Source organism: Staphylococcus pseudoxylosus (genome assembly GCF_003697915.1).
Lineage (GTDB): Bacteria > Bacillota > Bacilli > Staphylococcales > Staphylococcaceae > Staphylococcus > Staphylococcus pseudoxylosus.
Genome location: NZ_RCVN01000017.1, coordinates 1 through 11,440 on the forward strand (window position 1 = coordinate 1; position 11,440 = coordinate 11,440).

The window sequence follows — 11,440 nt, forward strand, 5'->3', positions numbered from 1 at the left end:
CTTCTGTGTTCGGCATGGGAACAGGTGTGACCTCTTTGCCATTGTCACCAGACAAAATAACTTACTCCGTTAATGATACATTGTTTATCAATCAATTGCAATAGTCAATTTTACACTATCTTCAAGAAATCTTTAAACAACATTTACTTAAGTCATTCGCTTATGTAATCATCGTTTTTGACGACTTTTATATAATACTATGTTTTCTCATTCGAGTCAATAGTTTCTTAACTTTTTCTCAAAATATTTACTATAGTATTTTCGCATGTCTTGTTTCGCTCACTTGCTTAACTCGACTTGAATAATCTTACCATATGAAAACAGCATTTACCATACCTTTTATAGTATATTTTTATATCTTTATAGCATATTTATGCGTAATCGTTTCTTATTACTTAATTTATTTATTAAAATTATGTTTGAAATGGACTTTTACTTAATTCATCCATATATTAACCGCTTCTTTTTCCACTAAAAAAACGAATATCACATTTTGTCATAATGACAAAACATGATATTCGTTTTATTTTAAGCTAGCATTTCCAAATATATAGTTTGTGGTTTTTACTTCTGTCTCATATATGGGAATAATAATACGTCACGGATCGATGCTGAATCAGTAAGTAACATCACTAGTCTATCAATACCTATACCTAAACCACCTGTTGGAGGCATACCGTATTCTAGTGCTTCAATAAAATCTTCATCCATTTCGTGTGCTTCATCGTTCCCTTGTTCTTTTTCTACTAATTGAGCTTCAAATCTTGCTCTTTGATCAATAGGATCGTTTAATTCTGTAAATGCATTGCCATGTTCTCTACCTACAATGAATAATTCAAAGCGATCTGTGAACCTAGGATCCTCTGGGTTTTTCTTAGCTAAAGGAGAAATCTCTATTGGGTGACCATAAACAAATGTAGGTTGAATTAATGTTTCTTCAACTTTTTGTTCAAAGAATTCATTTAAGATATGACCGTATTTCATATTACTTGTGATTTCTACACCATGTTCTTTAGCAGCTGTTTTAGCTTCATCATCACTTTGGATATTAAAGAAATCTACGCCTGTCGCTTCTTTAACAGCGTCAGCCATATGGATTCGTTTCCAGTTAGACTCTAAATCAATTGTTTCTTCACCATATGACACTTTAGCAGTACCTAATACTTTTTCTGAAATATGTCTAATCATGTTTTCAGTAATATCCATGATGTCGTGATAGTCCGCGTACGCTTCATATAATTCAATCATTGTAAATTCTGGATTATGTCTTGTAGACACACCTTCATTTCTAAACACACGACCAATTTCATATACTTTCTCTAAGCCACCGACGATAAGGCGTTTCAAATGTAATTCAATTGCAATTCTCATATATAATGTAGCATCTAATGCATTATGGTGTGTAACAAACGGACGTGCTGCAGCGCCACCTGCTATTTGATGCATCATTGGTGTTTCTACCTCTAAGAATCCTTGAGAATTTAAATAGTTACGCATCTCTTGTAAGATTTTACTGCGATTAATAAATGTCTTAGTACTATCTTGGTTTGTAATTAAGTCAAGATAACGTTGACGATAACGTTGTTCAATATCTTGTAAGCCATGGAATTTATCTGGTAACGGACGTAATGCTTTTGTTAAAAGCGTGAACGATTTTGCTTTAACCGAAAGTTCACCTGTGTTCGTTTTAAACATAACACCTTCAACACCAACGATGTCACCTAAATCTGAAGAGTTCCAAATCTCAAATTGTTCATCGCCTACTTGATCTTTTCTAACATAAATCTGTATTTGACCACTTAAATCTTGAACATGGGCAAATCCTGCTTTACCTTTACCACGTTTTGTCATTAAACGCCCTGCTATACTTACACGGCTTTCTTCTTCTTTTTCTTGTAACTCTTCTTTAGAAAATTGATCCCAATCTTCGTGCAATGGGCTAGCCATTGAACTACGGTCGAATTTTTGTCCAAATGGATCAATTCCTAAATCGTATAATTCTTGTAATTTTTGGCGGCGAACCTGCATTTGGTCGTTCATTTCTTCTGACATAACTTTCTCTCCTTTATGCTTTTCAATCTTTATACTTTTTCACTGAATCGTTTGTCATCACTATATCACCAATTTTTTGATTAGAATGCGGTTCAATAAAATCAGATGCTATATCATTTAATGGAATCAGAACAAATGAACGTTCTAACATTCTTGGATGTGGAACAATCAAATCTTCTTTTTCAATAATTTGATTTCCATACAATAAAATATCTACATCTAAAGTTCTTGGGCCCCAACGCACATCTCTAACGCGATGCAATTGTTGTTCTGTTTCCATACATGCCTTTAACAAATCTTTTGGTTTCAATAATGTATGAATTTCAATACATTGATTTAAAAATTGTGGCTGATCAACATAACCAACTGGCTCTGTTTCATATATTGGTGAAACTTTCGTGACTTCAATACCATTTTTGTTATTTAAAATGCGTACCGCTTCATCAAGTTGCGTTTCTCTTTCTCCAATATTACTACCTAATCCTAAATACGCATATGTCATTAGTGATTCTCCCTCACTATTTCAACACCTACTCCATTATAATGTCCAGGTATAGGTGGATTTTCTTTAGTGATTCTAACTTTCGTTTCCACTACACGATTATAGTGTGAATTTATACGTTTTGCAATACGTTCAGCCAGATGCTCTAATAAATTTACTGGTTCACCTTCCATAATCGCTTTCACTTCTTCAAATACTTCTCCATAATGCACAGTATCTGTAACTTTGTCAGTTTCACCTGCTATGCTAAGGTCAACTTTCATCGTGACATCAACAATAAATATTTGTCCAATCTCATTTTCGGCTGGTAACGCGCCATGATAACTATAAAATCTCATACCATTAAGAAATATTGTGTCGCGCATTATCATTCTCCTTTAAGTAATCCATACTTTGTGCTATCCGAGCGTTTAATGCAACGTTATGCACTCTTACGCCCTTGATACCTTTAGTAATACCATATGCTGTTGTACCAGCAGTTGCTTCATCTCGTTCAGTTGGAGTTGTGTCTAAACCAATCATTTCCTTAATAAATCTTTTTCTGCTTGTTGCTAACAGCACCGGGTGCCCAGTTGCTACGAGTTCATCTAATCGAGACATAACTTCCTTTTCCTCGTCTCTTGTTTTGGCAAAACCAATACCTGGATCAATCCACACTTTATGTTGTGGTATCCCCGCCATTTCAGCTTTATTTGCTTGTTTCAAAAGATACAATAACATTTCATCCACAACGGATTCTTCTCTAAGTCCATCTCCGTTGTGCATTAACACAATTTCACCTTCATATTTCGCAACAATTTCAAATATACGCGGATCATGATGGCCAGCCCATTGGTCATTAATCATCGTAACACCTAATTTCATGGCCGCTTCTGCTACTTCACTTCTATATGTATCAACTGATAATTGAATACCTAAACGAGTCAAAGCTTCTACCACAGGTACGACACGATCAAGTTCTTCTTCAACGCTCACATCTTCATAACCTGGTCTCGTAGATACGCCACCAATATCTATAATATCAACGCCCTCTTCTATCATTTTCTCTGCGCGTTCAACAGCCTTTTCAACTGAATTATATTTCCCACCATCAGAAAATGAGTCCGGTGTAACATTTAATATTCCCATAATTTTTGTATGCGTCATAATCATTTGGCTTCCTTTCACATCTAAAATGATTTTCCTATCAAATTATTATCATATTTCTATAATAACGTTATTTTTTATTTTTTTCAGTAACAAGTACTTGAATGACCTGCAAATTTTAATAAATCAAAATAACCCTATATTTAAAGTTATGTGTTTAATTCAATCACCACATTAAAAAACCGGCACACATAATTATGTGACCGGTTATCAATATGCTTCAATGATTAATCGTCAAATGCGAATAATGGTGTTGATAAGTAACGTTCACCATTACTTGGTAATACAGTGACAACTGTTTTACCTGCACCTATGTTTTTAGCTTTTTCAATGGCTGCATGAATCGCTGCACCTGAAGAAATACCGCATAAGATACCTTCTTCTTTAGCAACTTTACGTGCCATTTCCATAGCTGTTTCGTTACCTACTTGAATAATTTCATCGTAGATATTTTCATCTAAAGTATCTGGAATAAATCCTGCACCTAAACCTTGTAGTTTATGAGGACCAGGTTCTCCACCACTTAATACCGGAGAGTCTTCTGGTTCAATTGCTACGAGGTTGATATCTGGGTACTGTTCTTTTAACACTTTGCCTGCGCCACTTAATGTTCCACCAGTGCCGACACCAGCTAAGAATGAGTCAATTGTTTTACCTTCAAATTGTTCAACTAATTCTGGTCCAGTTGTTAATTCGTGTACACGAGGATTAGCTGGATTTTCGAATTGTTGTGGTTCAAAGTAACCAAACTCTTCTTTCAATTCTTTAGCTTTCTTGATTGCACCTTTCATAGCTTCTGAACCAGGTGTTAATACTAACTCTGCGCCGTATGCTTTTAATAAGTTACGACGTTCTTGGCTCATCGTTTCAGGCATTGTAAATACAGCTTTATAGCCTTTAGCTGCACAAACAAATGCTAAGCCGATACCAGTATTTCCGCTTGTTGGTTCAACGATTGTATCGCCAGGCTTAATTTTGCCTTCTTTTTCAGCTTCTTCAATCATAGCTAACGCGATACGGTCTTTTACGGAACCGCCTGGATTTTGATATTCAAGTTTTACATAAACGTCTGCAGCGCCTTCCTCTACAACGTTGTTTAATTTAACTACAGGTGTGTTTCCAATCACTTGTACGATATTGTCTACTGGTTTATTTGACATAAGTATTGCTCCTTTTCGTTAAAAAGTTTTTAAACCCTACTTTTTCTCTCGGATATACTTTTATTTTATCAGATTTTTCTGTAAATACAACAATAAAACATTATTTATTTAAATTCCAAGATATTACAATATCAATATTACCCTTTTTACTTAATATTTTCTAATAATTCCTGTAATTCTTCTTCTGAATACGTGTACTTACTTCTACAAAAATGACATTCTGCTTCTGCACCATGATCTACATCGATCATATTTTGTATTTCTGCCTCTCCTAAACCTTTAATTGCATTTAAGAATTTATCGTGCCCACAATTACATTCAAATTGCGCCGGAAGATTCTCTAGTATTTGTACGTTATCTTCACCAAGAATTTCAAATAAAAGTTCTTCTGGTGATAAACCTTGATCAATTAGTTTAGATACTGGCGTCATACTATTAATGGCATTTTCTAATTGATTAATCGTTTCATCTTCTGCGCCTGGCATTACTTGGATTAAAAATCCACCTGATGCTTTAATTGAATTATCAGGGTTAACGAGTACACCAAGTCCAACCGATGAAGGAACTTGTTCACTTTTAGCAAAATAGTATGTGAAATCGTCACCTAACTCACCTGAAACGATTGGGCTTGAACCTGAGAAATAATCTTTTAGTCCTACGTCTTTAACTACAGTTAATGACCCATTTGTTCCAACCGCTCTACTAACATCTAATTTACCACTTTCATTTAACGGGAAATGTGTTTGAGGGTTAGTAACATAACCTCTTATATTTCCTTTCGCATCAGCATCAGCAATAATTTTACCTATTGGCCCTTGACCATCTACTGTTACGGTTAATTTTTGTTCACCTTTCAACATAGCACCCATCATTAATGTCGCTGTCATTGTACGACCCAACGCAGCTGATGCAGTTGGCCAAGTATAATGTCTTGTTTGCGCTTCTTGAACACTTTCAGTTGTCAAAGCGCTGTATGCACGAATCTGTCCTCCAAAAGCTAAAGCTTTAACTATATAATCATTAGTCATTTTTAAGATTGCTCCTTTAATTTAATTGATTTTTGTCATATATCGGCTTATTTTGTCAATTTCCCTTCTATTAACGCAACTTATTTTAATATTTCTTGGTGAAAATTACTAACTATTTGTTTGACTACACATTTGCCTTAAAATAACGATTGCTTAGATGGGTCTTTAAACTATAAACAAAAGACTTCTTTCTACTATTCATATTGATAGCAGAAAGAAGTCTTGGTTTTATTTCTTAGTTTCGATTGCTTGGGTCATTAGGATCACTTGGATTGCTTGGTTTATCAATATTTGGTGATTCTTCATGACCTGTCTCTTCTGTGTCTTTATCTTCTTGCTCTTGTTCATCATCGTTATCTTTTTCTGATTGCTCTTTACGAACTTCATCGTATGATTTTCCGTACTTACCTTTTTCAAAATCACTGTCTTCGTTTTCGACAACTTTTGCGCCATCGTAATCAACTTCAGGTAATACGCCGTCATAGAATAATGAACGTATCTGTTCAGCAACTAACGTCTCTTCAGTCAATAATGATTCAGCGATTAAATTCAACTGAGATTTGTGTTCTAGCAAGATATCTTTACAACGCTCATATTGTTCTTTAATAATACGTTGTACTTCTTTATCAATTTCGTAAGCAATTTGCCCTGAATATTCTGGATCACCTTGCATGTCTTTACCTAAGAACACTTGTCCATTACTACTACTTGAGAATTGGACCGTACCAAGTTTTTTACTCATACCATACTCAGTAACCATTTGACGTGCAATTTGCGTTGCGCGTTCAAAGTCATTAGATGCACCAGTGGATACTTCGTTAAAGTTAATATCCTCTGAAACACGTCCACCGAGTAAACCACAAATTTTATCTAGTAATTCTGGTTCCGTCATTAAGAAACGATCTTGTTTTGGTAACATCATTGCGTAACCACCGGCTTGACCACGAGGAACAATGGTAACTTTGTGAACCACTTCAGCTTCATCAAGTACCATACCTATAATCGTATGACCCGCTTCGTGGTGCGCTACAATGTTACGTTCTTTATCAGAAATAACACGAGATTTCTTAGCCGGACCTGCAATAACGCGGTCAGTTGCTTCTTCTATATCACGCATATCGATTTTCTTCTTACCTTCACGTACAGCAACAAGTGATGCTTCATTTAATAAGTTTTCTAAATCGGCACCTGAGAAACCTGGAGTTCTTTGAGAAATTGCTTTCAAATCAACTGTTTCATCAAGTGGTTTATTCTTAGCATGCACATGTAATATCGCTTCACGACCCTTAACATCTGGGCGGCCTACTTGAATTTGTCTGTCAAAACGACCTGGACGTAATAATGCTGGGTCTAAAATGTCAGGACGGTTAGTAGCAGCTATCATAATGATACCTTCGTTTTCACCAAATCCATCCATTTCAACTAATAATTGGTTCAATGTTTGTTCACGTTCATCGTGGCCACCGCCGACACCAGCACCACGTTGACGTCCAACTGCATCAATTTCATCAATGAAAATGATACAAGGGGCATTTTTCTTAGCATTTTCGAATAAATCACGTACACGGCTTGCACCGACACCAACAAACATCTCAACGAAGTCAGAACCACTGATTGAGAAGAATGGTGTACCAGCTTCACCAGCAACTGCACGTGCAAGTAATGTTTTACCTGTACCAGGAGGACCTACTAATAGGACACCTTTAGGTATTCTTGAGCCCATTTGTTTAAATTGTTTATTGTCTTTTAAGAAATCGACAATTTCAATTAATTCTTGTTTTTCCTCATCTGCACCAGCTACATCTGAGAAGCGTACACGTTTCTTCTGACTGTCGTACATTTTCGCTTTGGATTTACCAAAGTTCATCATACGACCGCCACCGCCGCCTCCACCTTGTGCTTGGCTTAGGAAGAAAATAAATAATAACGCAATAATTAATACAGGAATTAATGTTGTTAATATACTTACAAAAACACTTTGTTTTTCTTCTTCTTTAACTGTAAATTTTAATCCATCTTGTTCTTGTGCTGCATTTGTTATTTTTTCAAGCTCTTTATCGTTGTTATATAAAATTGTTGAAGAATAGTCTTCATCATTTTTTGTTTTACCACTTACCATATATACATTTTGTTCAGGCTGTATTTCAAGTGATTTCAAATCACCTTTTTCTAGCTGTTTCACAAATTGGTTATATGTAAGTTGTTTTGGCATATTCCCATTTCCATTTAAAAATGAAAACAGACCAAAAATAATAACGCCAATGATTGCGATAACTAGCACGTTACGAAAGGCTTTCTGCATGCGTCGTTTCCTCCTACTTCAATAATAAAACTAACAAAAATTGTAACATAATGCATAAGTTCAAGGCTAGTATTTCAACTTTTGTACTATGTTTACAATTTCGGACGCTTTATCTTAATTTTTATTTCTTTACTTTCAATTATATTTAAAATGTATTACATATTAACAAGCCACCATAAATTTATGTATACAATACTTACAAGAGTTTATCTAATTAAGGTCTACTGTATTTACTCACATAAAACGACTTAGACTTACATTATATAATAATTTTCAATTTGGATAAATTGTATTGCTTATTTCGAATAAATTTCTGGTTTAAGTGTACCGATATATGGTAGATTTCTATAGTTTTCAGCGTAGTCCAAACCATAGCCAACCACAAATTCATCAGGAATTTTCTTCCCAACATATTTAGCTTCGATATTGGCTTTGCGACGATTAGGTTTATCAAGCAATGTTACGATTTCAAGCGAATTTACACGACGAGATTCTAGTAATTCAGTAATCGATTTTAAAGTTGTTCCTGTTTCTAAGATATCTTCTATAATCAAGATGTCTTTATTTTCAATTGAAGAACTTAAATCTTTTAAGATTTGAACCTCTCCTGTAGATTCTGTCCCTCCGTGGTAACTTGAAACATCCATGAAATCTATCGCTAAATGTGTATCAATATATTTAATTAAGTCTGCCATAAACATTACTGACCCTTTTAGTATGCCGATACAAACAAGCGGTTTCCCTTTGTATGCTGCTGTAATTTGTTCACCTAAATCTTTACATATTTGATGAATATCTTCCTCTGATAACAATACTTCCTTTAAATCATCTCTCATCTTTTTCATTCCTCTCCCATATTTCGTATACAAATTAAGCCTTTGTATTTACTTTTTAAAAATAATGTTCCAACAGCAATAATTTCATTATCAGCATTAACTATGATTGGCATTTGGTCACGTTCTTGTTGCTCAATTTTATTATCAATCAGCAATCTGCTAACCTTTTTACGCCCTTTCATTCCATTTAGTTCAAATTTATCACCATCGTTTCTTGTACGAACTACTAGTGGAAATTCAAATGCAGGAAGATCGTTATTAATGTCAATACTATAGTGACTATAGTTGTAAGTCCCTGATTGATTCATCTTAGCCGGAGAAAGTTTCACGTCATCATTTGCCATTATTATAAATTTATCATAAGCAATGTAAATTATCCATTTATCTGTTGTATATAATGTAGATTGCGCTATATTTTCCTCCATGATTTGAAACCATTGATTATATGTTTTTTCTGTTAAGGTATCGTGCATTGGTAGACTAGCAAGTAATTTATCTAATACGGTCATTTTTACGCTGTGTCGCAATTGTAAAAATTGTTTTCTACAAAAACGGTATTGGGCGTTATTAACTTCAACAGCACGTTCTATAAAAGCGGTAGCCTCGCTCTCAATAACTAATCGTTGTTCGTCATGCCATTCTTTTAGTTTTAATAACTGCTTGGTCTCTAAGTGTTTATTTTGCTCTATTTCAGGTAAGATGCGATTTCGAATGTCATTTCTTACATAATGATTTTCTGCATTAGTTGCATCTTCATAAAAAGGAACGTCGTAAGCATGCTGATAATTTCTAATTTCTACTTTAGTCGCTGTCAAAAGCGGTTTACATAAATCGTAACAACCTCGTGTTGTTAAATAAGACATCCCCAGACTACTTCTAGTAGAACGGCCTGTCATTAACCTGTAAAAAATGGTTTCTACTTGATCATCTTGATGATGAGCTGTGAGTAGTACATCTGCATTTAAATCCTTCATCATTAAATCAAACCAACGATAACGTTCAAGTCTAGCCTCGTTCTCAATACTGTTACCTTTTTTAACAATGTCAGATAAATCCAATTGTTTAACATGTAATGCAATGTTATGGTCAATACAATATTGCTTGAGAAATAATTCTTCTTCATTGGCAATCGATCTAATATTATGATTCACATGCAAACAGGTTAATTGGGCGTATGTATCTTGCAAGTTTGTAATAAGTTGGTGCAACAACACCATACTATCTATGCCAGTTGATACAGCCAATACGATGTGCTTATCCGAGGACCAACCTTCAGTATTCACTTCCATGCAAACCACCTCCTTACTTGTAGACATTCATTAGACACCCTAGCATAAAATGAAAGTGCTCTAATTTTTAACAAAAAAGAGACTGTTTCCTCAAGTAAGAAAACAGTCTTAGATTGTTACGATCAAACTTAATATTGGAATAAATGATTTCACTTTGTCCTCAATGAATCAAGTTAGGTATTTGCGGAACAGTCTCATTATATATTTTTAGCGTCTTGCGCCTTTTCCGCCACGTCTAGATTCTGTTTGACGTTTGATGGAAGTTAATTTATCTTCACTATCTTTCAAGAAATTTGTTAATTTCTTTTCAAAGTCTTCACCTTTTGGTTGAGGTTGTTTGTGATTAGGTTTACTTTGCGGTCTACGCGGACGATCTTTTGCTTTTTTTATAGATAAACTAATTTTTCCATCGTCAGCAATTGAAAGCACTTTAACTTCAACTTCATCTCCAACAGATAAGTGGTCTTCTACATTTTCCACGTAATTATCTGCAACTTCACTTATGTGAACTAAGCCACTCTTTCCTTCTGGAAGTTCGACAAAAGCGCCAAACTTTTTAATCCCAGTGACTTTACCTTTAAGCTTGTTTCCTACTTCGATTGACATATTGTAAATAAATCCTCCCGATTTGTTTCGATTTTAATCTTATTATATGCCTGTTTGCATAAATTAACAATGGTATTATGATGCAAAAAAATTTTTTTCGTTATTTATCCTCTTTCGGTGATTTCGATTTGGATTCAGACTTGTCTCCTGGCAACTTGAAAATTACTTCACCATCATTACTTAAATAATAATCGTCTCTCGCTACTTTCTCTATATAACTTTTATCATTAAGATTATTAAGTTGTTCTTTTAATGCGAGTTCTTCATCTTGTTGTTTTTGATATTTTTGTTCTTTTTGTTGACGTTCTACAGCATCTTCTTGATTACTTTGCTTTTGAGTGACAAGCATTATACATAAAACAATGATAATAGCGAGTAAAATACCACCAAATAGAGTAATACGTCTACGGACTACGCGTCTTCTCATCTTTTGTTTCTGTTTCTTCTTGTTTTCTGAAGAAGTAAATGTATTACCTATGTTTTCAACTTTTTTACTCAATGCTTGTCACCTCCTCTGTT

General features: G+C 34.5%; 11 protein-coding genes. All 11 read right to left on the bottom strand.

The features are described 5' to 3' along the window. Positions 1–564: 564 nt before the first annotated feature. Positions 565–2,052, bottom strand: coding sequence for a lysine--tRNA ligase (lysS, locus tag D9V42_RS12945; protein WP_107555039.1), 1,488 nt, complete (start codon positions 2,050–2,052; stop codon positions 565–567). A 22-nt stretch (positions 2,053–2,074) separates the two neighbouring features. Next, positions 2,075–2,554, bottom strand: a complete 480-nt coding sequence (gene folK, locus D9V42_RS12950) for a 2-amino-4-hydroxy-6-hydroxymethyldihydropteridine diphosphokinase (RefSeq protein ID WP_107555040.1) — start codon at positions 2,552–2,554, stop codon at positions 2,075–2,077. Beyond that, complete coding sequence (gene folB / locus D9V42_RS12955; RefSeq protein WP_107531890.1) at positions 2,554–2,919, bottom strand: dihydroneopterin aldolase; 366 nt, start codon at positions 2,917–2,919, stop codon at positions 2,554–2,556. The genes folK and folB overlap by 1 nt, the downstream gene beginning before the upstream one ends. Further along, positions 2,897–3,700, bottom strand: coding sequence for a dihydropteroate synthase (gene folP, locus D9V42_RS12960; protein WP_107555041.1), 804 nt, complete (start codon positions 3,698–3,700; stop codon positions 2,897–2,899). Before folP ends, folB begins: the two co-directional genes overlap by 23 nt. 227 nt (positions 3,701–3,927) lie before the next feature. Next, positions 3,928–4,860: a cysteine synthase A gene (gene cysK / locus D9V42_RS12965; RefSeq protein ID WP_107555042.1), complete on the bottom strand. Its 933-nt coding sequence runs from the start codon at positions 4,858–4,860 to the stop codon at positions 3,928–3,930. 146 nt (positions 4,861–5,006) lie between these two features. Continuing rightward, complete coding sequence (gene hslO / locus D9V42_RS12970; RefSeq protein WP_107555043.1) at positions 5,007–5,888, bottom strand: Hsp33 family molecular chaperone HslO; 882 nt, start codon at positions 5,886–5,888, stop codon at positions 5,007–5,009. A 235-nt stretch (positions 5,889–6,123) separates the two neighbouring features. After that, positions 6,124–8,190, bottom strand: coding sequence for an ATP-dependent zinc metalloprotease FtsH (gene ftsH, locus D9V42_RS12975; RefSeq protein WP_122065279.1), 2,067 nt, complete (start codon positions 8,188–8,190; stop codon positions 6,124–6,126). A gap of 296 nt (positions 8,191–8,486) precedes the next feature. Continuing rightward, positions 8,487–9,026, bottom strand: coding sequence for a hypoxanthine phosphoribosyltransferase (hpt, locus tag D9V42_RS12980; protein WP_017722022.1), 540 nt, complete (start codon positions 9,024–9,026; stop codon positions 8,487–8,489). A gap of 5 nt (positions 9,027–9,031) precedes the next feature. Then, the gene (gene tilS / locus D9V42_RS12985) at positions 9,032–10,315 is read right to left on the bottom strand and encodes a tRNA lysidine(34) synthetase TilS (RefSeq protein ID WP_122065281.1); all 1,284 of its coding nucleotides are present in this window, start codon (positions 10,313–10,315) and stop codon (positions 9,032–9,034) included. A gap of 207 nt (positions 10,316–10,522) precedes the next feature. Then, positions 10,523–10,921, bottom strand: a complete 399-nt coding sequence (locus D9V42_RS12990) for a S1 domain-containing RNA-binding protein (RefSeq protein WP_017722020.1) — start codon at positions 10,919–10,921, stop codon at positions 10,523–10,525. A 100-nt stretch (positions 10,922–11,021) separates the two neighbouring features. Continuing rightward, positions 11,022–11,420: a septum formation initiator family protein gene (locus D9V42_RS12995; protein ID WP_107531057.1), complete on the bottom strand. Its 399-nt coding sequence runs from the start codon at positions 11,418–11,420 to the stop codon at positions 11,022–11,024. Positions 11,421–11,440 lie beyond the last annotated feature (20 nt).

Bases quoted from the DNA above. Each gene is read 5' to 3' on its own strand.
- lysS (WP_107555039.1), bottom strand. From the start codon at position 2,052: ATGTCAGAAGAAATGAACGACCAAATGCAGGTTCGCCGCCAAAAATTA.
- folK (WP_107555040.1), bottom strand. From the start codon at position 2,554: ATGACATATGCGTATTTAGGATTAGGTAGTAATATTGGAGAAAGAGAA.
- folB (WP_107531890.1), bottom strand. From the start codon at position 2,919: ATGCGCGACACAATATTTCTTAATGGTATGAGATTTTATAGTTATCAT.
- folP (WP_107555041.1), bottom strand. From the start codon at position 3,700: ATGACGCATACAAAAATTATGGGAATATTAAATGTTACACCGGACTCA.
- cysK (WP_107555042.1), bottom strand. From the start codon at position 4,860: ATGTCAAATAAACCAGTAGACAATATCGTACAAGTGATTGGAAACACA.
- hslO (WP_107555043.1), bottom strand. From the start codon at position 5,888: ATGACTAATGATTATATAGTTAAAGCTTTAGCTTTTGGAGGACAGATT.
- ftsH (WP_122065279.1), bottom strand. From the start codon at position 8,190: ATGCAGAAAGCCTTTCGTAACGTGCTAGTTATCGCAATCATTGGCGTT.
- hpt (WP_017722022.1), bottom strand. From the start codon at position 9,026: ATGAGAGATGATTTAAAGGAAGTATTGTTATCAGAGGAAGATATTCAT.
- tilS (WP_122065281.1), bottom strand. From the start codon at position 10,315: ATGGAAGTGAATACTGAAGGTTGGTCCTCGGATAAGCACATCGTATTG.
- D9V42_RS12990 (WP_017722020.1), bottom strand. From the start codon at position 10,921: ATGTCAATCGAAGTAGGAAACAAGCTTAAAGGTAAAGTCACTGGGATT.